At 60.1% G+C, this 24,725-nt stretch carries 28 protein-coding genes, 2 tRNA genes and 1 pseudogene; 12 read left to right on the plus strand and 19 right to left on the minus strand.

Annotated features, from left to right (window positions below):
* Window positions 1–108: 108 nt before the first annotated feature.
* From BMY55_RS09765 to purC, 5 genes are read right to left on the minus strand one after another with little or no spacing between them, the layout of a single operon-like run.
* The gene (locus tag BMY55_RS09765) at window positions 109–1,443 is read right to left on the minus strand and encodes a sigma-54-dependent transcriptional regulator (RefSeq protein WP_091432299.1); all 1,335 of its coding nucleotides are present in this window, start codon (window positions 1,441–1,443) and stop codon (window positions 109–111) included.
* A 35-nt stretch (window positions 1,444–1,478) separates the two neighbouring features.
* Window positions 1,479–3,248, minus strand: a complete 1,770-nt coding sequence (locus BMY55_RS09770) for a sensor histidine kinase (protein WP_091430284.1) — start codon at window positions 3,246–3,248, stop codon at window positions 1,479–1,481.
* A gap of 35 nt (window positions 3,249–3,283) precedes the next feature.
* Window positions 3,284–3,952 (minus strand): phosphoribosylformylglycinamidine synthase subunit PurQ, encoded by a 669-nt coding sequence (purQ, locus tag BMY55_RS09775; RefSeq protein ID WP_091430287.1) that lies wholly within the window; start codon window positions 3,950–3,952, stop codon window positions 3,284–3,286.
* On the minus strand, window positions 3,952–4,182 hold the full coding sequence (purS, locus tag BMY55_RS09780) for a phosphoribosylformylglycinamidine synthase subunit PurS (protein WP_091430289.1): 231 nt from the start codon (window positions 4,180–4,182) through the stop codon (window positions 3,952–3,954). Before purS ends, purQ begins: the two co-directional genes overlap by 1 nt.
* Before the next feature lie 12 nt (window positions 4,183–4,194).
* Window positions 4,195–4,959, minus strand: coding sequence for a phosphoribosylaminoimidazolesuccinocarboxamide synthase (purC, locus tag BMY55_RS09785; protein ID WP_091430291.1), 765 nt, complete (start codon window positions 4,957–4,959; stop codon window positions 4,195–4,197).
* A 241-nt stretch (window positions 4,960–5,200) separates the two neighbouring features.
* On the opposite strand from purC, the gene BMY55_RS09790 reads away from it, so the two are divergent.
* Complete coding sequence (locus tag BMY55_RS09790) at window positions 5,201–5,512, plus strand: DUF1476 domain-containing protein (protein WP_091430293.1); 312 nt, start codon at window positions 5,201–5,203, stop codon at window positions 5,510–5,512.
* Window positions 5,513–5,728: 216 nt separating this feature from the next.
* Complete coding sequence (gene bmt, locus BMY55_RS09795) at window positions 5,729–6,748, plus strand: betaine--homocysteine S-methyltransferase (RefSeq protein WP_091430295.1); 1,020 nt, start codon at window positions 5,729–5,731, stop codon at window positions 6,746–6,748.
* 76 nt (window positions 6,749–6,824) lie between these two features.
* Here the strand turns inward: bmt and BMY55_RS09800 are convergent, their stop codons facing one another.
* A complete protein-coding gene (locus BMY55_RS09800; protein ID WP_091430297.1) occupies window positions 6,825–7,910 on the minus strand; it encodes a PA0069 family radical SAM protein in 1,086 nt (361 codons plus the stop codon).
* 180 nt (window positions 7,911–8,090) lie between these two features.
* Here BMY55_RS09800 and BMY55_RS09805 point away from each other — a divergent pair, with 180 nt between their 5' ends.
* From BMY55_RS09805 to BMY55_RS09815, 3 genes are all read left to right on the plus strand, one after another.
* Entirely contained in the window at window positions 8,091–8,795 is a 705-nt protein-coding gene (locus BMY55_RS09805; protein ID WP_091430300.1) for a corrinoid protein, read from the plus strand.
* An 82-nt stretch (window positions 8,796–8,877) separates the two neighbouring features.
* Window positions 8,878–9,063, plus strand: a complete 186-nt coding sequence (locus BMY55_RS09810) for a hypothetical protein (RefSeq protein ID WP_091430302.1) — start codon at window positions 8,878–8,880, stop codon at window positions 9,061–9,063.
* On the plus strand, window positions 9,060–9,698 hold the full coding sequence (locus tag BMY55_RS09815) for a DUF1638 domain-containing protein (protein WP_091430303.1): 639 nt from the start codon (window positions 9,060–9,062) through the stop codon (window positions 9,696–9,698). The genes BMY55_RS09810 and BMY55_RS09815 overlap by 4 nt, the downstream gene beginning before the upstream one ends.
* Here the strand turns inward: BMY55_RS09815 and BMY55_RS09820 are convergent, their stop codons facing one another.
* Complete coding sequence (locus BMY55_RS09820; protein WP_091430305.1) at window positions 9,699–10,109, minus strand: SufE family protein; 411 nt, start codon at window positions 10,107–10,109, stop codon at window positions 9,699–9,701. It abuts the gene before it with no gap.
* A 139-nt stretch (window positions 10,110–10,248) separates the two neighbouring features.
* On the opposite strand from BMY55_RS09820, the gene BMY55_RS09825 reads away from it, so the two are divergent.
* Entirely contained in the window at window positions 10,249–10,728 is a 480-nt protein-coding gene (locus BMY55_RS09825) for a hypothetical protein (protein ID WP_091430307.1), read from the plus strand.
* Window positions 10,729–10,755: 27 nt separating this feature from the next.
* Here the strand turns inward: BMY55_RS09825 and rnd are convergent, their stop codons facing one another.
* The 3 genes from rnd to purM form a co-directional block, all read right to left on the minus strand.
* Window positions 10,756–11,916, minus strand: coding sequence for a ribonuclease D (gene rnd, locus BMY55_RS09830; RefSeq protein ID WP_091430309.1), 1,161 nt, complete (start codon window positions 11,914–11,916; stop codon window positions 10,756–10,758).
* Between the two features lie 96 nt (window positions 11,917–12,012).
* Complete coding sequence (gene purN, locus BMY55_RS09835; protein WP_091430311.1) at window positions 12,013–12,618, minus strand: phosphoribosylglycinamide formyltransferase; 606 nt, start codon at window positions 12,616–12,618, stop codon at window positions 12,013–12,015.
* Window positions 12,619–12,620: 2 nt separating this feature from the next.
* Window positions 12,621–13,670, minus strand: coding sequence for a phosphoribosylformylglycinamidine cyclo-ligase (gene purM / locus BMY55_RS09840; RefSeq protein WP_091432302.1), 1,050 nt, complete (start codon window positions 13,668–13,670; stop codon window positions 12,621–12,623).
* A gap of 123 nt (window positions 13,671–13,793) precedes the next feature.
* Between purM and BMY55_RS09845 the strand changes: the two genes are divergently transcribed.
* A tRNA-Ile gene (locus BMY55_RS09845) sits at window positions 13,794–13,869 on the plus strand.
* Here BMY55_RS09845 and BMY55_RS17060 read toward each other — a convergent pair.
* From BMY55_RS17060 to BMY55_RS09860, 3 genes and pseudogenes are all read right to left on the minus strand, one after another.
* A complete protein-coding gene (locus BMY55_RS17060) occupies window positions 13,848–14,045 on the minus strand; it encodes a tyrosine-type recombinase/integrase (RefSeq protein WP_091430313.1) in 198 nt (65 codons plus the stop codon). The two genes, BMY55_RS09845 and BMY55_RS17060, sit on opposite strands and share 22 nt — an antisense overlap.
* Before the next feature lie 285 nt (window positions 14,046–14,330).
* Window positions 14,331–14,773, minus strand: a pseudogene (locus BMY55_RS09855) (class II aldolase/adducin family protein); the annotation flags it as partial.
* Window positions 14,774–14,856: 83 nt separating this feature from the next.
* Window positions 14,857–16,200: an ATP-binding protein gene (locus tag BMY55_RS09860; protein ID WP_245744706.1), complete on the minus strand. Its 1,344-nt coding sequence runs from the start codon at window positions 16,198–16,200 to the stop codon at window positions 14,857–14,859.
* A 135-nt stretch (window positions 16,201–16,335) separates the two neighbouring features.
* Here BMY55_RS09860 and BMY55_RS09865 point away from each other — a divergent pair, with 135 nt between their 5' ends.
* Together BMY55_RS09865 and BMY55_RS09870 are read left to right on the plus strand one after the other, a co-directional pair.
* A complete protein-coding gene (locus BMY55_RS09865; protein ID WP_091432308.1) occupies window positions 16,336–17,214 on the plus strand; it encodes an MBL fold metallo-hydrolase in 879 nt (292 codons plus the stop codon).
* A gap of 58 nt (window positions 17,215–17,272) precedes the next feature.
* Window positions 17,273–17,347, plus strand: a tRNA-Asn gene (locus BMY55_RS09870).
* An 870-nt stretch (window positions 17,348–18,217) separates the two neighbouring features.
* Here the strand turns inward: BMY55_RS09870 and BMY55_RS09885 are convergent.
* Genes BMY55_RS09885 through BMY55_RS09900 form a run of 4 tightly spaced genes read right to left on the minus strand, consistent with a single transcriptional unit; the run spans window position 18,218 to window position 20,153 of the window.
* A complete protein-coding gene (locus BMY55_RS09885; RefSeq protein ID WP_143064320.1) occupies window positions 18,218–18,517 on the minus strand; it encodes a hypothetical protein in 300 nt (99 codons plus the stop codon).
* Window positions 18,514–18,891 carry a hypothetical protein gene (locus BMY55_RS09890; RefSeq protein ID WP_091430320.1) on the minus strand — a complete coding sequence of 126 codons (378 nt, stop codon included), beginning with the start codon at window positions 18,889–18,891 and terminating at the stop codon, window positions 18,514–18,516. Before BMY55_RS09890 ends, BMY55_RS09885 begins: the two co-directional genes overlap by 4 nt.
* Window positions 18,891–19,382, minus strand: a complete 492-nt coding sequence (locus tag BMY55_RS09895) for a hypothetical protein (RefSeq protein ID WP_091430322.1) — start codon at window positions 19,380–19,382, stop codon at window positions 18,891–18,893. Before BMY55_RS09895 ends, BMY55_RS09890 begins: the two co-directional genes overlap by 1 nt.
* A gap of 24 nt (window positions 19,383–19,406) precedes the next feature.
* Window positions 19,407–20,153 carry a hypothetical protein gene (locus tag BMY55_RS09900; protein WP_091430325.1) on the minus strand — a complete coding sequence of 249 codons (747 nt, stop codon included), beginning with the start codon at window positions 20,151–20,153 and terminating at the stop codon, window positions 19,407–19,409.
* A gap of 203 nt (window positions 20,154–20,356) precedes the next feature.
* On the opposite strand from BMY55_RS09900, the gene BMY55_RS09905 reads away from it, so the two are divergent.
* The 3 genes from BMY55_RS09905 (at window position 20,357) to BMY55_RS09915 (ending at window position 22,061) form a co-directional block, all read left to right on the plus strand.
* Window positions 20,357–20,569, plus strand: coding sequence for a hypothetical protein (locus BMY55_RS09905; RefSeq protein ID WP_143064321.1), 213 nt, complete (start codon window positions 20,357–20,359; stop codon window positions 20,567–20,569).
* A 127-nt stretch (window positions 20,570–20,696) separates the two neighbouring features.
* Window positions 20,697–20,987 carry a hypothetical protein gene (locus BMY55_RS09910; RefSeq protein WP_091430327.1) on the plus strand — a complete coding sequence of 97 codons (291 nt, stop codon included), beginning with the start codon at window positions 20,697–20,699 and terminating at the stop codon, window positions 20,985–20,987.
* Between the two features lie 177 nt (window positions 20,988–21,164).
* Window positions 21,165–22,061, plus strand: a complete 897-nt coding sequence (locus BMY55_RS09915) for a hypothetical protein (protein WP_091430329.1) — start codon at window positions 21,165–21,167, stop codon at window positions 22,059–22,061.
* Window positions 22,062–22,619: 558 nt separating this feature from the next.
* On the opposite strand, the gene BMY55_RS09920 is transcribed toward BMY55_RS09915, so the two are convergent.
* Complete coding sequence (locus tag BMY55_RS09920; protein WP_091430331.1) at window positions 22,620–24,080, minus strand: YfjI family protein; 1,461 nt, start codon at window positions 24,078–24,080, stop codon at window positions 22,620–22,622.
* A gap of 248 nt (window positions 24,081–24,328) precedes the next feature.
* Window positions 24,329–24,562, minus strand: coding sequence for a hypothetical protein (locus BMY55_RS09925; RefSeq protein WP_143064322.1), 234 nt, complete (start codon window positions 24,560–24,562; stop codon window positions 24,329–24,331).
* Window positions 24,563–24,725: the final 163 nt, after the last annotated feature.

Genomic DNA, 24,725 nt, shown 5'->3' on the forward strand with positions numbered 1-24,725 from the left:
GCGACCTCCAATTGCTTAACATGTAAACAACCAGAGATTAGTCGACCGGTTGACGCCAATCAAGCAATAGGATGCGCACAGTGGTGCCAATCCCACTGCGTCCACCATTTAATTAAGATAGTCAGATCGTTGCAGCCCGTATTTTGCCATCTTCTCGTTCAGGGTCCGGCGGGGCAGGCACAGCTCGTCCATCACCCCGACGATCGAGCCTTTATGGCGGCGCATCGTGTTGTCGATCAGCATCCGCTCAAACGCTTCAACGTATTCTTTCAACGGCTTGCCCTCGGTCGTCATGACCGGCTGCACCTCGTCATGGTCCGACATCAGAAGCGACGAGATCGTGCCAGTGCCGCGCCGCGACTGCAACACGGCCCGTTCGGCGATGTTGATCAACTGACGGATATTGCCGGGCCATGGCGCTTGCAGAAGCTGGGCGGCTTCCTGGGCGCTGACCGTCGGGGCAGCGCATCCGTATTCGTCGGCGAACTGGTCCGCAAAGCCGGTGAAAAGCATCAGGATATCTTCGCCCCGTTGCCGCAGGGGTGGCAGGGTGATCTTCATCGCCGCCAGACGATAGAACAGATCCGGGCGCAGGCAATCCTCGCAGGTCTTACCCTGTTCTTGCAGATTGCAGATCGCGACAACACGCGTTTCAGCGGGCGTCCCCTGATCGTTCATCCATGTTAAAAGGCGGGCCTGTAGACCCATCGGCAATGCCTCGATGTCTTCGAGAACGAGAGTGCCACCGCGCGCTTCCTCGACCAAGGGCTGCGGGCCGCCGTCTTCCATCGGGCCGAACAGGCGACGGGTCAGATCGTCTTCTTCCTGCCCTGCGCAAGTGGCAACGACAAATTTCTTGCCGGCCTTCGCGCCGACAGCGTGCAGCGCATGGGCCACCAATGTCTTGCCGGTGCCGGTTTCGCCTTCGATCAGCACATGACCGTCCGACTGCCCGATATCCAGAATATCCTCGCGCAAACGCGACATGACCGGCGATGCGCCGATCAGCTTTTTCATGATGGTCGAACCATCGGACAATTCCCGGCGCAGCGCGCGGGCATCCATGGCCAACCGGCGCTTATGCGTGGCCTTCTTGGCCAGGTTGGTCAGTTGATCCGGGTTGAATGGTTTTTCAAGGAAATCGAAGGCCCCCACCCGCATCGCTTCGACCGCCATCGGCACATCACCATGACCGGTGATCATGATCACGGGCAACGAGCTGTCGAGGCTCATCAGTTTTTTCAGGAACCCCATGCCGTCAATGCCGGGCATCTTGATGTCCGAAATGATGACCCCGGGATAATCTTGCCCGATCACCTTCAAGGCGTCCTCGGCAGACGGAAAGGTCTCCGTCTCGAAACCGGACAGGGACAACCATTGGGAGATGGATTGTCTCATGTCCTGTTCGTCGTCGACGATCGCGATTTTCATTGCCTGCGCCATGGCAGCCTCCTGATACATTCTCGGCACTGTCGCCCCTATTCGGCGGCTTCAACGTCCATTTCTTCGTCATCCAGAACCGGCAGTTCAACCTCGAAAACGGCGCCGCCATCCTGGCCGTTGCGTGCCGTCAGACGACCGCCCAGATCGGTCACGATGCCGGACGAAATCGCCAGTCCAAGCCCGACGCCGTCGCCCGGCGCCTTGGTGGTATAGAAAGGCTCGAACAGGTTATCCAGGTCTTCCACTCCGTTTCCGTTATCGCGCACCGTGATCAACACATAATCGCCCCGGCTGACGATGATATCAACCTGCGGCAAATCAACGGTTTTTGTTGCGTCCAGCGCATTGCGCAGCAAATTGATCAACACTTGCTCCAGACGCAAGCGATCTCCCATTACCATAACAGGTTCGCGCGGAATATTGCGCGTGATGCGCACTTCGCGGCTTTTTAGCTGTGGCTCCATCATCGACAGGGCTGTCGAGACACTGTCGCGCACGTCCATCGGCTCGAACGCGTCGCCGCCCTTGCGGGCATAGCTTTTCAGCTGCCGCGTGATGGCGCCCATCCGCTCGATCAGGTCATCAATACGCTGGAAACTGGACAAGGCTTCATCAGGGCGTTTGCGTTGCAGCAAAAGTTTCGCCCCGGCCAGATAGGTCTTCATGGCTGCCAGTGGCTGGTTCAACTCGTGGCTGACGGCCGCTGACATCTCGCCCAAAGCGGCCAGCTTCGAGCTTTGTGCCAGCGTCTGTTCGGCCACTTGCAGGTTTTCCTCGGCGCGTTTGCGTTCGGCGATCTCGCGTTGCAAGGCAAGGTTCAACTGCCGCAAATCCGCCGATTCCTGCGCAAACAGCACCGAACGGAACTGTGCACGGCGGCTGATCAGGTAAAACAACAGCGACAGAAGCATCGCAAAGGCCATGATTTCAAGCGCCAGAACTGCGTTCACCTTCTCGCGCACCGACGCGTAGGACGTGAAAGAAGCGATCCGCCATCCCTGAAAGGGCACCCGGCTCTCATGGCGCATCACCTCTTCGCCCAGAAACAGGACGTCCGATGGTAGACCCGACCAGTCCGCCGCGTCGCGCACGCTGCGCCGGATCGCGTCGGTGGCGGATACGGTGGCCAGCGCTTCGCCTTCCGGTTTGCCGCGCCAGCGGGGTTCCGTGGCCAGGATCACGTTGCCTTCGCTGTCGGTGACAAGCACCGCATCCGAGATGCCCGACCAACTGCTTTCGAACTTGCGCAGGTCCACATTCACGACAATCACCCCGATCACGCCATCGCTGTCTTCGATCTTGCGGGAATAGGAAAACTCATACGACCCGGCCTCGGTCTGCACCGTTGTAAAGACAGTTTCCGAGCTTCTGAGTGCCTCAACAAAATAAGGGTTTGTGCGGTGTTGCGACCCCAGTGCTTCGCGTGTGGTGGCGGCAACGGCGCGCCCGCCACCGTCCAACAGCATCAGCGACGCGGCCTCGATTTCGTCGCGATAGGAAATCAGTCGGGCGGTGCTTTGCGAATAATCGGCGGAATTCAAAGCATTGATCAGCGCCGGATCACGCGACAGCAACAGAGGCACGACCGAGTTGCGCTGCAATTCGCTGAGCAGGTTGCCCGAATACAGCGCCACCCGAAGCTCAGCCCGGTTTCGCGTCGTTTCCGTGTAACGCTCGGTCAGCAGACGGTTTGAAAAGAAGACCACAAAAACAGCAAGCGAAATCAACGCAACAAGCACAAGGCGCGCGCGAAGACTGACCCCCGGACGCGGGGGCGGGACTGGACGTTTCTTAAGATCGACCATGGGTCAAAGATAGGTCCGCAAGACCGGCTTCGCAATCACGCAGCGACGACGCTGTCCACCAACGAGCGGAACATCGCCACGCCATCGGTGCCGCCGTGTTTTTCGTCCACGCAGCGTTCCGGGTGCGGCATCATGCCAAGCACGCGACGGTTCTTGGACATCACCCCGGCTATATCCCCGGTCGAACCGTTGGGGTTGTCGACATAGGTAAACGCAATCCGGTCTTCATCCCGCAACTGTGCCAGCTTTTCATCCGTGACGTTGTAATTGCCATCATGGTGGGCGATCGGAACGGTGATTTCCTGCCCTTTTTCATAGCCCGACAGGAAGTCGCAATTCGTGGTTTCCACTTTCAAACCAATGGGTTTGCAGATGAATTTGAGGTTTCCATTGCGCATCAGTGCACCGGGCAGAATACCAGTTTCGGTCAGCACCTGAAAGCCGTTGCAAATGCCGACGGCATAGCCGCCACGCTCGGTATGTTTGATCAGAGACCGCGTGATGGGTGATTGCGCCGCAATCGCACCGCAACGCAGGTAATCTCCGAAGGAAAACCCACCGGGAATGCCCACTATATCCAGATCACCCGGCAGGTCCGTTTCCTTGTGCCAGATCATCGACACCTTTGCGCCCGCCCGCTCAAACGCCACCGCCAGATCGCGGTCGCAGTTGGAACCCGGAAAAACGATGACGCCCGCCTTCATCACAGCACCTTGATAGCGTAATTTTCGATGACTGTGTTGGCCAGCAGTTTTTCGCACATCTTCCTGACATCCTCTTCCGAGGCGCCATCGGCCAGGTCCAACTCGATCACCTTGCCCTGGCGCACGCTTTCCACGCCCGAAAAGCCCAGATTGCCAAGCGCGTGGCGCACGGCCTCGCCCTGCGGGTCCAGAACGCCGGTTTTCAGCATCACATCAACACGTACTTTCATCGGGGCTAATCCTCAGTTGATCAGGGTCGGTTTGGTGGGGGTGTGGGTCACGTTGGACGGCATGACACCCAGGCGACGCGCCACTTCGGTATAGGCGTCAGCCAGGTTGCCAAGGTCGCGCCGGAACACGTCCTTGTCCAGCTTCTGACCGGTTTCCATGTCCCAAAGGCGGCAACTGTCGGGGCTGATTTCATCGGCCACGATCAAACGCGGAAAATCACCCTCGTAAACGCGGCCCATCTCGATCTTGAAATCGACCAGTTTGATGCCGACGCCATACATGACGCCCGACAGATAATCATTCACGCGCAGCGCCATCGAGACGATCTCGTCCATCTCCTGCTGGCTGGCCCAACCAAACGCGGCGATGTATTCCTCGGGGACCAGCGGATCACCCAAGCTGTCATCTTTATAGGAGAACTCGACGATCGGTCGGGGCAGCGGTGTGCCCTCTTCCAGCCCCAGACGTTTGGCCATGGACCCTGCGGCGACGTTGCGCACGATGATCTCAAGCGGCACGATTTCGACGGCGCGCACAAGCTGTTCGCGCATGTTCAGCCGTTTGATGAAGTGATTGGGAATGCCAAGCTGCGTCAGCCCGGTCATGAAGAACTCGGACAGGCGGTTGTTCAGGACACCCTTGCCGTCGATCACGTCTTTCTTTTCGGCATTGAACGCGGTCGCATCGTCTTTGAAATATTGCACGATTGTGCCCGGCTCGGTGCCCTCATACAGGATCTTTGCCTTGCCTTCATAGAGTTTCTTGCGCCGTGCCATAAGACCTCCGTCGGTCAGTGCGGGATGCAGCCATTGGCGGACCCCCTGCCCGCGCGACTCCCGCTGATGCCCGCCCTATACGTGAAAGCCCGACGCTGGGCAAGAATATCGCCGATATGGTACAATTTCCCGGATTTGAGAGCGCTAGCGGGGTTGCGATAACGGCTTCTCGTTGGCATATCAGTATCGACAAGCGCCATTCGGCCTGCCGAGGGCACAGGACCATGAACAAGGGAACGCCATGACCACCTTTGATGACCGCGAGAACGCCTTCGAAGCCAAATTTGCCCATGATGAAGAGATGATTTTCAAGGCAGAAGCGCGGGCGAACAAAAAGCTGGGCCTGTGGGCCGCCGAGAAAATGGGCAAAACCGGCGATGAAGCCGACGCCTATGCCCGCGAAGTGATCAAGTCAGATTTCGAAGAAGCCGGCCACGAAGATGTGGTGCGCAAGGTCACGGGTGATCTGAGCACGGTCAGCGCCGATGAAGTCCGCGCCAAACGGGCCGAGCTTCTGGCCATCGCCAAAGCCGAGTTGGTCACTGAGGTCTGATCGCCGCTTTCAGACGACAAAAGACCCAAGATTACAGGCGCAGCTTTTCCGGCTGCGCTTTTTTTCACGATGACGGGGTGCGGATCAAAGGATTGCCATCGACCCACTGCGGAAACGACGCAAGATTGATGCCTTTCGCCACGCATTGGGTTTGCGCCTGAACGCAATCCGTGGCAGGTAGCGGCAATACTATTTTTTCTATCTCCGGAGCCCCCGATGACGGACCTGCTGACCCAACTGATGACGGAACGCGATTGGCTGATGGCCGATGGCGCGACCGGAACCACTCTGTTCAACATGGGCCTGACCTCCGGCGATGCGCCCGAGTTGTGGAATGTCGACAAACCCGACAATATTCGCGCGCTTTATAAAGGCGCAGTGGATGCGGGGTCGGACATTTTCCTGACCAACTCGTTTGGTGGCAATGCCTCACGGCTGAAACTGCACGATGCCCAAAGCCGGGTGCGCGAACTGAACCGCGCCGCCGCCGAACTGGGCCGCGAGGTCGCCGACGCCTCGGGCCGCAAGGTGGTCGTGGCCGGGTCCGTTGGCCCGACCGGTGATATCATGGAGCCGATGGGCAGCCTGACCTTCGACAGCGCGGTCGAGATGTTTCATGAACAGGCCGAAGGCCTGAAAGAAGGCGGCGCGGATGTGCTTTGGGTCGAAACCATCTCGGCGCCCGAGGAATACAAGGCCGCCGCCCGTGCCGCCGAACTGGCCGACATGCCATGGTGCGGCACGATGAGCTTCGACACCGCTGGGCGCACCATGATGGGCATCACGTCGGCTGATCTGGCGAAAATGGTGGAAACACTCGGCAAGCCGCCGCTGGCTTTTGGGGCGAACTGCGGTGTCGGCGCGGCAGACTTGCTGCGCACCGTTTTGGGCTTTGCCGCGCAAGGCAGCGAACGACCGATCATCGCCAAGGGCAATGCGGGCATCCCGAAATATGTGGACGGCCATATTCACTATGATGGCACCCCGGAATTGATGGCGGATTATGCAGTTCTGGCCCGCGATTGTGGCGCCACGATCATTGGCGGATGCTGTGGCACAACGCCCGATCACCTGCGCGCCATGCGCGACGCGTTGGAGACCCGCCCGCGAAGCGACAGCCGCCCGACGCTGGAACAGATCGCAGCCGCGCTTGGCGGGTTCTCGTCTGCCTCTGATGGCACTGGCGACGACGCGGGACCGAAACGCGACCGCCGGTCTCGTCGCCGCCGCAGTTAAGCATATCTGGCTAGATCGTCCCGAAAACGAGGGTGCAACCGCCCTCGTTTTCTGTTGGCCATCTGGGTGCATCCTGTCAGAACAGAGACAGTTGATCCCCGGCTTTCGGCGGCACCGAAAACAGATCACAGCGCAGCTTTTGCAAGTCTTTGGACAGATCAAGCCGCCTGCGTGCAATGTCGAACCGACAGCGCAACAGATCAGAAAATGTGCCCTTCCCAACCATCCGAGAACCAAATTCCGAATCATAGTCATCACCGCCGCGCATCTCGCGCATCCGGCCCATCACGCGGGCGGCGCGGTCTGGCACCTGCTCAGTCAGCCAATCCTGAAACAGTTCTGACACCTCACCGGGCAGACGCAGCAGAATATAGCTTGCCGCCCCTGCACCCGCGTCCTTTGCCGCGCTCAGAATCGCTTCAAGTTCGTGGTCTGTCAGGCCGGGCACAACCGGCGCGACCATGACGCGCACAGGAATCCCGGCGGCAGACAAGCGTTCGATCATCTGCAACCGTCTTTTCGGGCTGGGCACCCGTGGTTCCATCTTGCGCGACAGCGCCGCATCCATCGTGGTGACGGAAACGCCCACATGGGTCAGCCCGGCCTGCGCCAGTTCTGCCAGCAAATCAATGTCGCGTTCGATCAGGGTGCCCTTGGTGACGATTGTAACCGGATGGCGAAACCGCGACAGAACCTCCAACACCCCGCGCATGATGCGATACCGCGCCTCAATCGGTTGATAGGGATCGGTATTGGTCCCAATCGCGATCGGGGCCACGTCATAACGCCGGCGTGACAATTCCTGCTCCAGCTGTCTTGGCGCATTTGGGCGGGCGATCAGGTGTGTTTCAAAATCCAGCCCGGCGGAATACCCCAGATAGGCGTGGGTTGGCCGGGCGAAGCAATAGATGCACCCATGTTCGCAGCCGCGATACGGGTTGATCGACCGGTCAAAGCTGATATCGGGCGATGTGTTGCGGGTGATCACACTGCGCGGGTTTTCGATGGCCACATGGGTCTGGATCGTGCGCGGCACCTCTTGCTGCCACCCGTCATCCACACCCACACGCTGATACGGCTCGAACCTGCCGGTGTCGTTGCTGACCGCGCCCCGCCCGCGCCTTGCCTCGGCCCTGATTTTGTTATCGCCGTCTGAAACCATGCCTCATCATAAGAACATATCGGGAACATATGAAGCAGATTCACCATTTCGTCGCGGATTATTCATTTGCCATCAGGTCGGTCAAAGGGCACTCAGTGTCGCAATCGGTCCAGACCAAACGTGCGAAATCGTCGCATGTGGGATTTGAAGACCACGAGTTTTAGCTAGGGAACGGCAGACATGTCCGACCAAGAAGACGATATCATCCTGAGCGAGTTGAACGACGAAGAGCTTGTCCAGCAGATGCATGACGACCTGTATGACGGTCTTGCGGAAGAAATCACCGAAGGCGTCAACATCCTGCTCGAGCGCGGTTGGGAACCCTACAAGGTTCTGACCGAAGCATTGGTGGCAGGCATGACCATTGTCGGGCATGACTTCCGCGATGGCATCCTGTTTGTGCCCGAAGTGCTTCTGGCCGCCAACGCGATGAAGGCTGGCATGGCCATTCTGAAACCTCTTTTGATCGCCACCGGCGCGCCGCGCATGGGCAAGATGGTCATCGGCACCGTGAAGGGCGACATCCACGACATCGGCAAGAACCTTGTGTCGATGATGATGGAAGGCGCTGGCTTCGAGGTTGTCGATCTGGGCATCAACAATGCGGTCGAAAGCTATCTTGAGGCGCTGGAAGCCGAACAGGCAGACATCCTTGGCATGTCGGCCCTGCTGACCACCACGATGCCTTATATGAAGGTCGTGATCGACACGATGATCGAAAAAGGCATTCGCGACGACTATACCATTCTGGTCGGTGGTGCGCCCCTGAACGAGGAATTCGGCAAGGCGATTGGTGCGGACAGCTATTGCCGTGATGCCGCAGTCGCGGTCGAGACGGCCAAAGACTATATGCTGCGCAAACATAACCAGCTTGCTGCGGGCTGACCTTGTCCGATAAATTCTAACAAGGCCCTGCCCCAACGGCGGGGCCTTTTCATTTGCCACACCAGCCCCCAGATATGAGAGCATGAGTAAAACACGGTTCTTTTTCCTGATCGCCTTGGTGATCCTGTCTGGCGGGTTGACGATCTTGGTCGGCAGCCTGGCGGTGACATCCGGCAAACTGGATGGGCAGGTGGCCATGGCAGTGTTGCCGCTGGTCATGCTGGCCTCGATCGGGATCCGTGCCTTGTCGGGACGGAACGGATCATGAAGCCAAGCGACGAAGAACTCACCCGCAACGGGTTGGCGCCCACGGATGCCTCGGCCAAGGTCCTGATCCTGGCCTGCGGTGCGCTGGCGAACGAAATTCTGGCCCTGATCCGCCTGAACGGCTGGGATCATATGAGCCTGACCTGCCTGCCCGCGATCCTGCACAACACGCCGGATAAAATCCCTGGCGCTGTGCGCGCCGCGGTCGAAAAACACGGCGCTGATTTCGACCAGATCTTTCTGGCCTATGCCGATTGCGGCACCGGCGGCGAATTGGCCACCCTGTGTGACGAAATGGGGATCGAGATGATCCGGGGGCCGCATTGCTATAGCTTCTTTGAAGGCAATGATGCTTTTGCGGCCCGCGCCGAGGATGAAATCGACGTGTTTTACCTGACCGATTTTCTGGCGCGCGGGTTTGAGAGTTTCGTGATCAAACCGCTGGGTCTGGACCGCCACCCGGAACTGCGGGACATGTATTTTGGGCATTACACGCGGCTGATTTATCTGGCGCAAACCGACAATCCCGATCTTGACCGTATGGCCGAAGCGGCAGCGGAACGGATTGGCTTGAAATATGAACGAAAGTTCACCGGATTTGGCGATCTGGCCGCGGCCCTGAAGCCCCTGGCGTGATCAGACCGCGTCGGCGGCTTGCATCCGAATACGCTCGACCATCGCGCGCAGACCGTTTGAACGCTGCGATGACAGGTGTTCGTTCAGGCCCAACCGCGCAAGTTCGGCAGGCGCGTCGACCTTGCCGACCTCGGTCACGGGCAAACCATTGTAAAGCGCTGCCAGAACCGCGATCAGGCCCTTTACGATCATCGCATCGCTGTCGCCGTGGAAACGGTAAATGCCGCCATCAATTTCAGGATGCAACCAGACCTGACTGGCGCAACCTTCGACCTTGGTGGACGGTGCTTTCAGCGCGTCCTCCATCGGCGGCAGTGCTTTTCCCATGTCGATGACCATCGCATAGCGGTCTTCCCACTCGTCCAGAAACGCAAAATCCTCGACAATTTCTTCAAAGGCGGGGCTGGCCATAGGGTTGGTCCTTCTTCTTCGTTGTCCATCAGTTAGGGCGATCTGCGTCAAAGGTCCAGACCCCCACAGGGTTCGCAGTGTTCTCTTTTCAAAACCCTGCACATGGGCTAACCCTTTGGACAGAAGAAGAGGAGCGACCATGACCCTGCGCCGTTTTGCCCTGCCCGCCGTGACGACCAGCCTTGTTCTGGGGCTGACCGCCTGTGGCAGCACATCGAACCTGAACCCTGTCAACTGGTTCCGGTCGGATGGCGTCAAGGCTGTGGCCGTCATCCCGGAAGGCGGGTTCCTTGAGGATCAGGAGTATCGCGGTTTGGTGACTGACGTGGTGGAACTGCAAGTGCTGCGCAGCACCGGCGGCGCCATCATTCAGGCCAAAGGTCTGCCCCCCCGACTTGGCTATTGGGATGCAGAATTGGTGCCGGAGAATTTCGAGCGTCCGGTCGATGGCGTCCTGACCTATATGTTCCGCATCAGCGAGCCGCCATATCGCACGAATACCGGACGCCCCAAACAGCGCGAAGTGCTGGTCGGACAGTTTGTGTCCAATACCAAGCTGCAAGGGGTCCGCATGATCCGTGTGGTCGGTGAACGCAACAGCCGGTCTTCCAGCCGCTAGGCCAGAATGACAGGGTGACGAGGTCGCTCAGACCTCGAACACCTCGACCCGTTGACCTTTGGCGGCCAGCGCCAGCTTGCCCTCGCACAGGCGCAGCGCGTCGTTGCCAAACACGTCTGCCCGCCAGCCGCGCAGCGCTTGGACATCGCGTCTACCGGCCGCCAGTGCATCCAGATCAGCCGCCGACGCGATAAGTTTCTGCGCCACTTTTTCCTGCTCGCAACGCGCTTTCAGCAGCACGCGCAATAAGTCGGCCAACGCCGGGTTCACTTGCAGCTTGTCGCGGGCCTTGTCGGACGCTTTCGGCAAATCTTCCTGCGCCATTTCAAGCCCAGCGGTGACTGCCTGCAATATCCCCTCGGCAATCTCGCCCTTGCGGGCTTCGCGCAAAAGCAAACGTGACCGCCCCAGATCCTGCATGTTGCGCGGCTTGGTCGAGGCCAGTTCAAGCAACGCATCATCCTTCATCACTCGATTACGGGGGACGTTGCGGGACTGGGCATAAGCCTCGCGAAAGCGGGCAAGTTCCTTGGCAATACCCAGAAAGCGTGAAGAATTGGTGCGGGTTTTCAGGCGCATCCACGCCTCTTCCGGGTGGATCGTATAGGTCGCGGGGTCTGTCAATATGGCCAATTCCTCTTCGACCCACGGCCCGCGCCCGCTTTTCTTCAGCTCTGCGGCCAGGTATTCGTAAATCTGGCGCAGGTGCGTGACATCCCCGATGGCATAGTTCTTCTGTGCATCTGTCAGAGGGCGGCGGGACCAGTCGGTGAAGCGGCTGGATTTGTCCATTGGCGCGCGCGCGATCTTGCGCACCAATGTTTCATACCCCGCCTGATCGCCGAAGCCGCAGACCATTGCGGCCACCTGCGTGTCAAACAGCGGTTTGGGAAACACGCCCGCCTCGACAAAGAAAATCTCAAGATCCTGCCGGGCAGCATGAAACACCTTCACCACATTTTCGTCGCGGAAGAGGTCGTAGAGCGGTTCGAGCGACAACCCCTCGACCAGCGGATCCACCAGCACGGCATCTTCGTCCGCATCGCCGGGAACTGCCAGTTGCACAAGACAAAGCTTCGAATAATAGGTGCGTTCGCGCAGAAATTCCGTATCGACCGTGACGTAAGCGTGTTTGGCGGCGCGGATGCAGAACTCGGCCAGCGCCTCGGTCGTTGTAATCGTAATCATACAGAGTCTTTCTGCTCGTTTCCGTGTGCCGTCCGGCATTTTGACGGGTTTACGGTGAAACCGTGAAAAAGGGAAGCCTTGGGCGACAAGGGCGCATCAGGGCAGGATGATCGGCGTGCGGTCGTCACATGCGAAGCGGCGCAGGACGGCTGGATAAAGCAGGTGTTCCTGCACCAGAACCCGAGCGGCCAACGTATCAGCAGTGTCATCGGGTTCGATGGGGACGCGGGCTTGCCCAAGGATCGGTCCGCCATCCAGTTCTGCCGTCACTTCATGCACCGAACAACCCGCTTCGGTATCGCCTGCGCCAATCGCGCGCTGATGGGTGTGAAGCCCCCTGTATTTGGGCAAAAGCGAGGGGTGGATGTTCAGACAGCGCCCGGACCATTTGTCGGTAAAACCCGCAGTCAGAATACGCATGAACCCGGCCAGACAGATGATGTCCGGGTGCGCCTGTTCCAAGACATTGTTCAGCGCGGTTTCGAAACCTTCGCGGTCGCCCTTGAAGTTTCGGTGGTCCACCACGGCGGTTGGAATGCCAAGCGCACGCGCTTTTTCAAGCCCGCCAGCTTCAACCACGTTCGACAAAACCAGACAGGGACGCGCCGGGTGATCGCCGGTCATCGAATTCGCCAATGTGACCATATTTGATCCACTGCCGGAAATCAGAATTGCGACCCGCTTATGCGCCCCGTCTTTCATGGTCACAGAAGCGACCCAATATAGCTGACACCCGTGCCCGACCGGATGCGGCCCAATTGGGTGACACGCTCGCCCGCGTTTGTCAGCCGCTCGGTCACGGCGGCGGCCTGTGTTGCGTCAACGACCAGCACCATGCCCTGCCCCGAATTGAAGGTCTTGAGCAGTTCTGCCTGATCCATCCCGCCGGTTGCCGCCAGCCATTTGAAGACGGGCGGCAAGTCCCATGTATCCAGATCGACCAGCGCGCCCAGCCCATCGGGTAGAATGCGCGGCAGGTTTTCAGTCAAGCCGCCGCCGGTGATGTGGGCCAGCGCATGAACGCCCCCTGCCCGCACGGCCTCCAACGCCTGACGCACGTAAAGGCGCGTGGGGGCCAGCAAGGCCTCGCCCAGCGTGACCGAGCTGTCCCACGGGCAGTCCGCCTCCCAACCAAGGCCCGAGACCTCGACCAGCTTGCGCACCAGCGAATAACCGTTCGAATGCACCCCATCCGACGCCAAGCCCAGCAACACGTCACCTTCCTTGACGCCTTTCGGTAAGTCCTCACCGCGCTCCATCGCACCGACCGAAAAGCCGGCCAAATCAAAATCGCCATCTTCATACATGCCGGGCATTTCAGCGGTTTCGCCCCCGATCAGGGCACAACCGGACAACTCGCACCCCTTGGCGATGCCTTCGATGATCCGCGCGGCCTTGTCGGTTTCCAGACGTCCTGTCGCAAAGTAATCAAGGAAGAACAGCGGCTCAGCGCCCTGACACACAAGGTCATTCACGCACATGGCGACCAGATCAATCCCGATCGTGTCCACATTGCCGGTGTCAATCGCGATGCGCAGCTTGGTGCCTACCCCGTCGGTGGCGGACACCAGAACCGGGTCTGTGAACCCAGCGCCCTTCAGGTCAAACAGCGCGCCAAATCCGCCCAGCCCGGCCATGACGCCCGGACGATTGGTGCGTTTGGCAGCCGGTTTGATCCGTTCGACCAGCGCGTTGCCCGCGTCAATATCCACGCCTGCGTCCGCGTATGTAATACCTTTGGATGCGTCGCTCATCTGGTCCCCCGATTGACCTGCATAAAAACTGCGCTTGCGATAGCTCAAGGGGGGCAAAGAGTCCACGCCTCGCTTGACGCCGCGCACCAGTTTGCTAGCAAGGGCGCACGATGAGAATACAGTGGGCCTGTAGCTCAACGGTTAGAGCAGAGCGCTCATAACGCTTTGGTTGGGGGTTCAAATCCCTCCGGGCCTACCACAACACCGGATCGATGCGATTGCGCATGAAAGGATTTCTTCATGCCCCAGCCAAAGAGCAATGATTGTTCGATCAACACCGCTCTCTGGCAGTTGCATTGCAGCCGTATGGCGCAGCACATGGGGTGTGACGCGCTTCAATCTGAATGTTGAACGGTAGTGTCCAGAGTCTTTCAAACTTTTGGCTCATGCGAAGACGACTCCTTGAGTTTGATCCGCGAATAGCAGTGTCATGTTCATGTACTTTCGGGTTGCCCATTATGTTCCGGCGATATGGCGCAGGCGGGCGGCGGCCAAGTTTAGGCAGAGGCCTTCCTGGTATTTGGTGACGTAGTTGAGTGCCTCGCCCAAAGGTGCGTTGGTGAAGCGTGGGCACGGTGGGCTGTCCGCCAGACTTCAAACGCCGCGATCAATGGGGCTGATCGGTCTTGCCGTGCGACCAGACGTTCCTCGGCGGTCAGACCCCGGATATCCATCATCTGTCACATCGCGATTGTAGAACGTCGCGCAGTTCTGGCCGATGGGTGGCGTATTGCTGTCTGCAAACGATGCCAATACTGTTGCGTGGATCGAATGCACATGCATCGCGCAACGTGCTTGTAAGCACAATCGATGGATCGCCCCATGCAGTCCCCACGCGGTTGGGCCGGGCGCGTGCGGACGGTGCTACGCTGTTGGGTCTCCAGCATCCAGAAGAGGAAGGTCAGAGGCACGGATGCACGCGACATGCACCGGTTGGGGGTCATCTGAAATTGGGTGCTCGCAGTGTTCACGGCCAGACTGAAGTGATTTGCCACGCCTCCGTGCATGTTCAAACGCTCAGTCCAACGAAATGCCGCCGCCACGTCCACGCGCTGTTGCCAGCGCTCGATATCTGGAACGGGTTTGGGGTGCCCACGGGCCATGCTTCAGTTCACTTCTTGGTCCTTGTTGCAGGTCATCGGACAGAACGGGACTTGTCGTGCCTGTTTGCAACATCTGAAGACGGCTATCGCGGCAAGACGAACTCCACCTTCAACCCCCCCAGATCAGCGCTGTCACCCAATCGAAGGTGGCCGCCGTGACCCCGTGCAATGTCACTGGCGATGGCCAACCCCAATCCGACGCCCGACCCTTTGTCCTGATTGCGCGCCTTGTCCAGGCGGGCAAAGGGTTTCAGGGCTTCCTCGCGCGCTTGGGGCGGAATACCTGGCCCGTCATCTTCGATCACGAACCGCAAATCGCCGCGCCCGGTGACAAGTGACAACCGCACCTGCGACCCGTAGCGTGTGGCGTTGCCCAGCAGGTTTTCCAACGCCCGCTCAAGCGCAGCGCGACGTACGGGATAGGTTCCGGGATCGGCCAACTCGCCCAACACGACATTCTGTCCTGCGCGCGCCGCGTTGTCGGCCAGATGCCGGGTCAGCGCCGCCAGATCAACCGGTTCCGGATCATCCTCCAGCGCATCGGAGCGCGCGAAGCTCAGGAATCGGTCAACCAGACGTTCCATGTCTTCGACATCCCGCTCCAGATCCTCGCGGCTTTCATCGTCGATCATTGCCAGCCCAAGTCGCAGCCGGGTCAGAGGGGTGCGCAGATCGTGGCTGACGCCAGACAGCATCAGCGTGCGCTGTTCGATCTGTCGCTCGATGCGCGACCGCATATCCAGAAACGCCTTACCCGCCGATCGCACCTCGGTTGCGCCTGCCAGCTTATAGGGCACCACCTGGCCCTTGCCGAACGCCTCGGCGACCTTGGCCAGTTGACGGATCGGGCGCAGCTGGTTGCGCAGGAAAAGATAGGCAATCAGCGTCATCAGAATGCCGGTCGCCACCATCAACACCAACAACTGGTGCGGGTTCGACGCCGACACCCGGTCGCGCGAAAACCCGACCCGCATCGGCCCATGATCGGTGATGACGCCGACAATCACCCCAGCATGTTCGGATGCCAAATCCACGCCCGTCAGGTCCGGCACGCCTGCATGCAGCGTCTTTGCCACCCAAGGCCCGGTGAAGTCTGTCAGCCGGATTGTCGTATCCACCGGCGCGCCGGGAAGCTCGATCCACATCGCCAGCGGGTCAATCACCCTCTCGACACTCTGACGCGCCGCTTTTGGCGTAGTGGCCCGGTTTACTTCGGTCAAAAGATAATCCAGCTCCAGCACCAGCGCCGATGTCATTTGCACCGTGATCCGATTGAAATGCCGCTGAATGAAGACCACGGACACCACCAGTTGCAATGTCACAATTGGCACGATCAGGATCAGCGCTGCCCGCCCATACAGTCCGCGCGGCATGAATTGCTTCAGCCAGCCGAAATCGAGAAATCTGTTCTTGGGCAATTGAACCATAGCCAGACCCTATGACGCAGCGACCTGCTTGCCAAGCAACCACCGCGCGGCATTACTTTCGGTGAGGATTCGCGAGATACGGAGGCCCCCTTGGCAAACAGGATCGACGCGTCAGACCGTCCGCCCGCAGGTGTGATGATCCCACTGGACCCCGGCATCCGGCGCATCATCGCGCCGAACCCGTCGCCGATGACCTATTGGGGCACCAACAGCTTTGTGCTGGGCGAAGGCGATGTCGCGGTGATAGATCCCGGCCCCGCCGACCCTGAACATATGGAGGCGCTGCTCTCCAGCCTCCAGCGTGGCGAACGGATCACGCAGATACTCGTGACCCATGCGCATCTGGACCATTCGCCCTTGGCACGCCCCCTGTCCGAGGCCACCGGCGCCCCCGTCATCGCGTTTGGAGATGCACAAGCGGGGCGAAGCGCGGTCATGCAAGACCTCGTCGCACGCGGCCTGACCTCGGGCGGAGAAGGTGTTGACGCAACGTTCAAACCCGACATCACTGTGGAAGATGGCGAGCTGTTCCAAGCAGGCGGGATGGAAATCGAAGCCATCTGGACCCCCGGCCACTTTGCCAATCACCTGAGCTTTGCATGGCAAGATGCTGTTTTTACAGGGGATCACGTAATGGGTTGGGCCAGCTCTCTGGTTTCACCCCCAGATGGCGACCTGACGGCCTTCATGGCATCCTGCACCAAACTCGCCGCGCGGGATGACCGCATCCTCTACCCGGCACATGGCGCGGTCATCACCGACCCCGCCGCGCGCCTGGCCTGGCTGATCGCGCACAGACAATCGCGTGAAACGGAAATCCTGGCCGCCCTGTCTGACGGACGACCGGCGACAGTCGCCACACTGACCCGCGCGATCTATGTGGAGACCCCCCCGGCCCTGATCCCAGCCGCTGAGCGCAACGTTTTCGCCCACCTGATAGACCTTGCGACCCGCGAAATCGTCGAGGCAGAACCCCGCCTTGAAGCCAACGCGGTATTTCGGCGAATTGGCTGAAAAAAACACTAATCCCTCTTGCGGCCCTGAATCGCACTTGCTATATCGCCCCTCGTGTTCCGGCGTAGCTCAGCGGTAGAGCAGTTGACTGTTAATCAATTGGTCGTAGGTTCGATCCCTACCGCCGGAGCCAATTAAACCAATAAAAGCAGCTACTTACCGAGACCGCCAATGGCGGTCTTTGTAGTTCATGAATGCTGCGTAAGTTGGGCGTAAGACCTCCCGATAGGTCCGCAACTGCGTAAGCTCCTGATTCATCATGCAAACAAAAAGCGACCCGCTGCACATGCACCCGGGCCGCTCTACAGGTCACGGGGAAAGGAGTTACCCCGCCCTGACTGCGGTTGTTGCGCTTAACGAGGAACTGAACCGCTATGCCTCGGGCGGCTGGCGAGACCGCTCCCCGTGCGCCACTCCAGCCACGGGGGTTATGGGTTTTCACCGCCGCCTGTCAGGCGGCTTTTTGCAGTTCTCGCACATGCGGACTCCTATTACGTCTTCACTCCAGAAGGGACTGGCGCAACTCATGCAGACACGCCAGCCGACTCGACGGACGATGCGCGGCGGGTCGTGGTCATGGTCGAGCACGGGTTCCCGCCGTTTGCCGCCGTCCCACTTCCAAGGTGTCGGTTCTTCAAGCCGCTCCCCCATCAGCACCACCTTGGCGCGCTGCTTACGCTCGCGCTTGCCGGTGCTACCCCCTTGGCTCGGTGCGGCCTGCGGCTGTAGCGGCGGCTTTTCGGGGGCTACGGGCTGCTTTGCCTGCCATGCCACCAGCCATGTTGGTGCCTCATCCGTCACCGTCCCGCCTGCCAAGTTCCGTCTCGTTCCCACTTGGCCAGACAATCGATGGGGAAGTCCTTCGCCAGCACCCCGTCAGCCATCTCATCAAGGCACTTCGCCTCGAAGGTCGCGAACGAACCGAACAGGCGGACGAATGGCGAGGGTCGCGGCAGTCGAGCCTCTTCCAGACGCCGAACCCGGCCAAGGAGACCCCGGACGCTCACGCCTCGCCCCGCAGCACTTTCAGCGCCGCGCCCAACTCCAAGGCGCGGGCGAAGTTCGCGTCACTGCGGGCTTGCCGATCTTCCGCTTCCTCCGCGCTCCGCTCCCGCATCGCCGTCAGGTCGTCCGCCTTCACCGAATAGTCGGGGTCGCGGATGGTGCTTTCGTTGCGGAAGTATCGCCCCGCATGGAAGGTGAGGTTGCGGTAGTCATCGTGGTCATAGCTCCGCACCCGTCGCGGCGGTGGATCGTCCCACGAGCGGCCACTAAACGGCAGTTCTGCGGGGTCGCGTCTCATCGCACCTCCAACTTCGCTAGGAGCGCGTCGACCTCGGGCCAGAAGTCGCGGTTCGCCTCGTCGTTGCGCAAGCCGGTCAAGACAGCGAGGGCACGACTGACCACGGCAGCGGCATCGGCAGGGTCGGCCCCGTCCAAGCGCTCGGTCAGCGCCTTGTCGAACAGTGCGACGAACTCGGCGCCGCTGTAGGTCATCAGGTAGGGCGTGCCGACCTCGGGCGGGTTGCGTAGCAGGGTGTCAACGGCCTCGCGATAAAGCTCGCTGGTGGTCACGCAGACCATTCGCCCGTTGAGCGTCACCATGCAGAACGCGGCCTCGTCGCGCAGCGGGCCGATGGCAGCATATCGCCCGTCACCTGTGGAAACGATCTCCATCAGTTCACCGCCTTCGCTTCGAGTTGAATAATGCGTTGCTCCAATTCCTCGGTGGCTCGCACCGAGGACAGGGTGCCAATGGCGGAGACGATTTGCTGCGCCACCTCCGGGCTGACCTTCCCTGTGGCTACCGCATCCAGCACCTTCTCGACCTGGGCGCTAATCGGCAACGAGGGGTCGAAGTCGAACTTGACCCGTCCGCTGTCGGCACGGAGCGGGGCGACGACCCGCGAAAGGACGAGCTGGGCGGCAGCGCTGTCACCGTCCCTCGCCTTGGCGATCATCACGTCCAAAATCTCGCCCGCGCTGTCTTGAAGCATCTTGGCGATCTTGGTGCGCGCGGTGCCAAACTCAGCCTTCCGACCTGAGGGGTTGGGACTCGCCATCCCTTTGTGCCAGTTCGGGTTGCCCATCTTCGGCTTGGCGGGAACATGGTTCTTCAACCAGTCCGGTTGCTCCGCATCGGTCTTCTGGTCACTTTGTTGGCTCATGGATCAATGTGCCTCTCTGACGGTTCACGCGTGTTTCTTGTAGACAGCGGCGCTGGCATTGCGCGCGGCGCGAACCTCGCGGGGCGTGACCTTTCCGACGATGCGGGAGACGCCCGCTTTGTCCTGCTTGATGATCGGCACGGTGCCGACCGCGCGTTCCATCTCACGAAGGATCAGCCCACCCCGGTTCTCGAGGTGCGTCCGGGCGGCCGTGAGCGCCTTCAGCCGCTTGCTGGCCTCCGGTTTCCGCTGCTCGTTGTAGGCGCGGAGGAAGACGGCGTGCAGCTCGCGCGTCAAGCCCGAGAGCATGGGCGGTGCGCCCAGCACCGCGGACAAAACTTCGTCGTCCTTCTCCGCCAGCGCCTGCTCCATCAGCTTCACGCGGTCCTTGCTTGCCTTCATGTGCGCCCGCACCTCGCCGCTGACCGCCTTGCTTGCCTGCTCCTTCACGGACGCGGACAGGTCGCTTTCCAGCGACTTGATGGTCGTGGTGAACCGGGCAATGGTGCTGTCGAACCGCTGCGTCACAGCGGCCAGCTTGCCCGCCGCATGGTCGTCGGTGCGGAGCAATGCAGCTTCCGGGGTCAGCGTCGGGTCGGCAAACGCCGCCGCGCGCACCTCGTGGATGCTGGTAAGGTAGGAATACGCGCCCTCAAACGCCTCGACCGCCGGGGCGATGAAAGGCGCGGTGTCGGCGTCCACGCCATCCAGCTTCATCACGGTTTCGGGGTGAAGGTCGATGGAGACGCGGGTGTCAATCTCGGTTGCCATTTTGTCCTCGGATAGAGAGTGAAACTTATGCTTGCAGTTTCAGGGTAGGACTTTCGCAAATAGGTCCGCTAGGATTTTGTTTTGCGATCAATTAGTTGCATCAAGTCTGCGCCGCACAGACGGGCTGACCGCACATCAAGCGTTCGTCCTTGCGCGGTCGTTCTGAACTATCGTATGGGTTGTGTAGGGGCTTTGGACAAAAGGTGAACGAAATGGATATGGTGCAAGAGCTGCTGGCAGAGATTGACGAGGGCAACACGCTGCTGGCGACCTTTGAGGATGGCGAATACGCGGTATGGGTGGACTATGGCCACAAGACCAGCACAGCGCCCTACGAGGGCGTGACGCAGGATGAGCTTGACGCTGTGGTTAAGCAGTTCCCCGACAAGGTGACGATCCGCCACCTAGCGGGCTGACAGGTCCAGCAATTCGCGCAAAGGCGGGCCATTGGTCCGCCTTTTTGCTGGCCGGGGGCAGTTTGCCGTTGCGCTGCCCCCGAGACGTGTCGTGCTTAGGGGGTCGTTCAGAACATAGGGGGAACCGATGAACGACATGACAATGACCACACGGCAGGCCCGCCGCGTCCGTCCTGCCGGACCGAAACCGCTGCCGCTCTACCTGCGCACCGAGTGGCGCAGCGACATGCCAGCACCGGCCCCGGTGGATGGTGCTGCGCTGCTGGCGCAGGCACGGGCCGGGCGCATACGCGCGCTGGCCGCGTGCAAGCCCGCCCGCAGGTTGGCGGCGCTCAAGCCAGTGGAGGCGGTATGGGCAAGCCCGAGCTTCCGGGCGCGGATCGAGGCCATACAGGCGCGGCGCGCACTAGCAGCGTAGCGCGGCTGTCCTGGCGCTGTAGCAAGGGGGGCGGGGCAACTCGCCCCCTTTGCATTGGCGGGGTGTTGGTGCCACTGTAGCGGCGGCTCTGTGTGCGCACTACATCGTGTTATTAGGCATGGAAAATTGCGCACATATGGACTACTTATTGATCGATGTGCAATTTCGGACCTTTCGATGACAGAAGACGCATTGGTGACAACGGACCGCAAGCCGGTGGGCTGGTATGAAGAGGTAATACCTGTCCGCGGCTGTCGGCTCTCGTTGGAGAACATTAAGGACGTCTATCGCGACCTTCACGCCATCAACAGGAAGTTTGGCGAGCAGGTAATTTCGACATTACCGCGCGAACCGGACTTGACCGATGAGCAGTGGGAGGCGCGGAAGGCTTTTCTCCTTGATGATGCGTTTTGCCTCACCATCACTGTGAACGGCTTGCGGGATCAGCAGCTATATGGCGAATCCGCAGCGGTCTTTGACGACCCGAACCTTCCGAAGCCCATTAAGTCCATCTTCTTCACCAACGCCACCGCCTTCAAACGACACGCCAGCGGCAACGAGCCAGTAAACCGTATCTCGGTCTTTTTGGACTTCGGCAAACCGGAGGTGTTTGACCCGAACCCGCTGGTATCAGCAGCCACAGCCAACGAGGGCAACGTAACGGTCATTGCGCAGGACATTACCTTCTTCAACGCGGTTCAGAAGGCCGTTGAGAAGAAGGTGACTACGCACAAAACTTGGTATGGCGCGATTCACCGGAACTTCGCGTATGACATTGGCATGTGGCTCATCGCGCTGCCGGTGTCGCTCTACTTCTCTGCCTACTACATGGATCAGCTAATACCGATTGGCGGGAAGTTTGAGCTGTTTCGCTGGCCGCTGTTCATCTACTTTGTGGGCCTCTCGCTAATCCTCTACCGGGCACTGACGGCCTACGCGAAGTGGGCTTTTCCCGTGAACGTTCTCGAGGAGAATAAGGATCGCGCGCTAAAGCACCGCCTCGCCTTGGGCGGGTTTGCGTCATGGCTGTTCTACAAGGTCGCCAGCACGGTCTATGGCATCATTGTGGGGTAGTTCTTACGCACGCCGTGCCGCTCGGTATAACCACATACCAGACCCATGCAGTTCCCGCCGCTTCCGCCAGATGCGCCCTTGAGTGTTGGTAAAGCGTAAGGCGGGCTGGCCCCGGCGTAAGGCACCAATACCCGCATAGGGGGCCTTTCTCACGGCGAGGACAGCTTAAAGCCGGGAATCGTAGCCTATCGTAGCCGCGAGAAATCGGGCTTTTGCCCCAATTGTAGCCACATGATACCTAATAAAAACAGCCACTTGCCGGAATCGTAGCCATTGTAGCCGTAGCCGCAGGGGCGTTTGCGAAAATGGTAGCGATTGTAGCGTAGCCCCCAAACACACTTAATCGGATGTATTTTTAGTAAGAGCTAATTGCGCTACCGAGGTAAACAGACGTTTAATCGCGGCTGCGTGGCGAGATGCGGGAAAGTGGCTACAGTGGCTACGTTTCCCGAAAGCGGCCCGTAACCCCTTGGCGCATATAGAAATGCACCGTAGCCAGCAAACGGCTACGGTGCGGCTACAGTTGCTACGGTTGGCGGGCCTTTGCGCTGCCCGTGGTCATGCCCATTCCTTCATCACCTGCGGCGCGACCATAATGAAGCGCTTTTTGCTGCCGATGGCTTGGATAACCCGGATGCGTCCATGGTCCTCCAACAGCTCCACCGCCGCGTCCAGTTTGGCGCGAACCCTCAGCGGACCCGGACCCTTCTGCTGAACCGTGCGGACGGTGATGCCGGAATCCACCAAGCTCTTGTCCATCCGCAATTGCTGCGTCAGGTATTCTTCCAACTTCTCCGCGTTCCGCACCTCCTCGGTCATTTCAGCCACCTGTCCAAAGCGCACCGCCTCGTCCAGATACCAGCGCATCAGGGCGCAGGCATCGACCATTGCTTCCTCGGTGATTGCCGGTTCAGGGGCACCGCTGAAGGTGTGGTAACAGCAGGCCAGCCGCGCCGCGTTCTCCGCCGCCTTGCTCGCCACGTCTGGAATCCGCGCGTATTCCTCGTCACCGCCCATCCGTTCCTCCACCTCGTCGTGAAAGAACATCCATGTCCGGTGCGCCCTCTCATCGAGGGAGATGTATTGCGTCACCAGTCGGTCAAACTCGTCAAACACCGCTGGCGCGGCAAGGAGTGCGGTGACGCGGGCGTGGAAGGCACGGAGGGCGGGCATGTCGCTTGGCGGGTCGCTGTAGAACCGCGTGCCGCGTGTGGAGGTGGGCTGGCTGAACAGGAACCGGGCGAAATACCCGATGCCCCGCGCGAGGCCCCCGGCGCGCTGGACAAAGTGATCCAGAACGGCGGGTTGGACTTGCAGACCCATCGTGGCGCACAAGCGTTCAACGTGAATGCTGTCGCGCCCAATCCGGTCCTGGCTGATTGGTCCGCCATCCCACATCACGTTCACCTGCGCCAAGTTGCCCTGCACGCTCTCAGCTTTCATGCTGTGGGAACCGAAGATCACTCCGGCCTCAGACGTGATGACAGCGGCGATGGGATAGCTCTGCAATGCCCTGCTCAGTGCCTCCGGGGTATCGTCGCCCCGGAGCATCCGGGCCACCCGAGGCTCGGTGGGCTTGTCCAGCGGGTTCTTCCCCGCCGCCTCCCAAGCCTCAAGCGCCGCCTCGAAAAGCACCTTCTCGTCACGAGCCTCGCGCATCTGCTGGGCTTCCCATTCCCGCAGCGGTTCCATGAACAGCTTGTCGATCAGGGTTTTGCGCTCACCCGACTCTGCGACGGTGAGCAGGTAGAGCGAAGCTGGACCGCGAAGCACGGCGTCACGCTGGACCCCGAAGCGCGTTTGCACGGCGGCTGACACCACCGACAAGGCGCAGGCCGCAACCATCGCCATAGGCGCTTGCGCGTATGCCTGCACCTCGCGCACGGCGTCCGCAATGACGGGCGGCAAGCGGTGAACCGGGTATTCCTCCGGTTGCACCCCCTTCCACAGAGGCCGGGGGTTCCAGCCAATGCCGTTCTTCATAAAGTCGTTCATCGCCTCAGGGGTCAACTTAACCATGTCGCACCCCCGGCATATCCATGTGCATGGCGTCGTTGCCGATACCGGCGTTATTTCCCATACTCATTGCATGAGCTCCTTATCCTGCTCGGTGGGGTTCATTGTCCACTGTCTTTTCAGCGGTCGGGTGCCCCCAGCATCCGGCCGCTTTTCATGGTGGTTCTTACGCATGTCTTTTCGCGTGGCGGGCGCACGCAAACGCGCCCGCAGTTTGAGTCCGTTAGGGTTGCTGAACATTGTATGCACCCTCAGACGGTCGGCCGAAGCCACGGCGGGGTGACATGCGAGGTGCGCGCGGGGATGCTGGTGCGCGCACGGCTCTGCGAATGGCGCGCCACGGCGCTGTATTCAGCGGTCGAGGCGAATGTGCGCTCCGTCAGCCATGCGTCAATGTCACCGCGACGGTAACGCACAGCGGCATTCTTGCCGTCTCCGAGCTTGATGAACTTGGGTCCGCGTTTAAGGTGACGGTTGAGCTTCATGGTGCTCTCCGCGTAGCCGCAGAGGGGCGCAGCTTCCGCCGTCGTCAGCATATCGTCGGGGTGAGAAGCGGACGCAGGTTTTTCACCGCCGTTGGGTTTTGAGTGGGACATTTCTGTATCTCCCGCGAATGTCGATCCGCGGAGAACCCAGAGCGGTGGTGGG

The organism is Aliiroseovarius sediminilitoris (genome assembly GCF_900109955.1).
GTDB classification, from domain to species: Bacteria; Pseudomonadota; Alphaproteobacteria; order Rhodobacterales; family Rhodobacteraceae; genus Aliiroseovarius; species Aliiroseovarius sediminilitoris.

Bases quoted from the DNA above. Each gene is read 5' to 3' on its own strand.
- BMY55_RS09885 (WP_143064320.1), bottom strand. From the start codon at position 18,517: ATGAGACGCGACCCCGCAGAACTGCCGTTTAGTGGCCGCTCGTGGGAC.
- BMY55_RS09910 (WP_091430327.1), top strand. From the start codon at position 20,697: ATGAACGACATGACAATGACCACACGGCAGGCCCGCCGCGTCCGTCCT.
- BMY55_RS09815 (WP_091430303.1), top strand. From the start codon at position 9,060: ATGAAGCCAAGCGACGAAGAACTCACCCGCAACGGGTTGGCGCCCACG.
- BMY55_RS09915 (WP_091430329.1), top strand. From the start codon at position 21,165: ATGACAGAAGACGCATTGGTGACAACGGACCGCAAGCCGGTGGGCTGG.
- BMY55_RS09765 (WP_091432299.1), bottom strand. From the start codon at position 1,443: ATGGCGCAGGCAATGAAAATCGCGATCGTCGACGACGAACAGGACATG.
- BMY55_RS09865 (WP_091432308.1), top strand. From the start codon at position 16,336: ATGATCCCACTGGACCCCGGCATCCGGCGCATCATCGCGCCGAACCCG.
- BMY55_RS09800 (WP_091430297.1), bottom strand. From the start codon at position 7,910: ATGGTTTCAGACGGCGATAACAAAATCAGGGCCGAGGCAAGGCGCGGG.
- rnd (WP_091430309.1), bottom strand. From the start codon at position 11,916: ATGATTACGATTACAACGACCGAGGCGCTGGCCGAGTTCTGCATCCGC.
- BMY55_RS09925 (WP_143064322.1), bottom strand. From the start codon at position 24,562: ATGAAGCTCAACCGTCACCTTAAACGCGGACCCAAGTTCATCAAGCTC.
- BMY55_RS09900 (WP_091430325.1), bottom strand. From the start codon at position 20,153: ATGGCAACCGAGATTGACACCCGCGTCTCCATCGACCTTCACCCCGAA.
- BMY55_RS09790 (WP_091430293.1), top strand. From the start codon at position 5,201: ATGACCACCTTTGATGACCGCGAGAACGCCTTCGAAGCCAAATTTGCC.
- BMY55_RS09890 (WP_091430320.1), bottom strand. From the start codon at position 18,891: ATGGAGATCGTTTCCACAGGTGACGGGCGATATGCTGCCATCGGCCCG.
- BMY55_RS09770 (WP_091430284.1), bottom strand. From the start codon at position 3,248: ATGGTCGATCTTAAGAAACGTCCAGTCCCGCCCCCGCGTCCGGGGGTC.
- purM (WP_091432302.1), bottom strand. From the start codon at position 13,670: ATGAGCGACGCATCCAAAGGTATTACATACGCGGACGCAGGCGTGGAT.
- BMY55_RS09920 (WP_091430331.1), bottom strand. From the start codon at position 24,080: ATGGTTAAGTTGACCCCTGAGGCGATGAACGACTTTATGAAGAACGGC.
- purS (WP_091430289.1), bottom strand. From the start codon at position 4,182: ATGAAAGTACGTGTTGATGTGATGCTGAAAACCGGCGTTCTGGACCCG.
- BMY55_RS09820 (WP_091430305.1), bottom strand. From the start codon at position 10,109: ATGGCCAGCCCCGCCTTTGAAGAAATTGTCGAGGATTTTGCGTTTCTG.
- BMY55_RS09825 (WP_091430307.1), top strand. From the start codon at position 10,249: ATGACCCTGCGCCGTTTTGCCCTGCCCGCCGTGACGACCAGCCTTGTT.
- BMY55_RS09805 (WP_091430300.1), top strand. From the start codon at position 8,091: ATGTCCGACCAAGAAGACGATATCATCCTGAGCGAGTTGAACGACGAA.
- bmt (WP_091430295.1), top strand. From the start codon at position 5,729: ATGACGGACCTGCTGACCCAACTGATGACGGAACGCGATTGGCTGATG.
- BMY55_RS09860 (WP_245744706.1), bottom strand. From the start codon at position 16,200: ATGGTTCAATTGCCCAAGAACAGATTTCTCGATTTCGGCTGGCTGAAG.
- BMY55_RS09895 (WP_091430322.1), bottom strand. From the start codon at position 19,382: ATGAGCCAACAAAGTGACCAGAAGACCGATGCGGAGCAACCGGACTGG.
- BMY55_RS09810 (WP_091430302.1), top strand. From the start codon at position 8,878: ATGAGTAAAACACGGTTCTTTTTCCTGATCGCCTTGGTGATCCTGTCT.
- purC (WP_091430291.1), bottom strand. From the start codon at position 4,959: ATGGCACGGCGCAAGAAACTCTATGAAGGCAAGGCAAAGATCCTGTAT.
- purN (WP_091430311.1), bottom strand. From the start codon at position 12,618: ATGAAAGACGGGGCGCATAAGCGGGTCGCAATTCTGATTTCCGGCAGT.
- purQ (WP_091430287.1), bottom strand. From the start codon at position 3,952: ATGAAGGCGGGCGTCATCGTTTTTCCGGGTTCCAACTGCGACCGCGAT.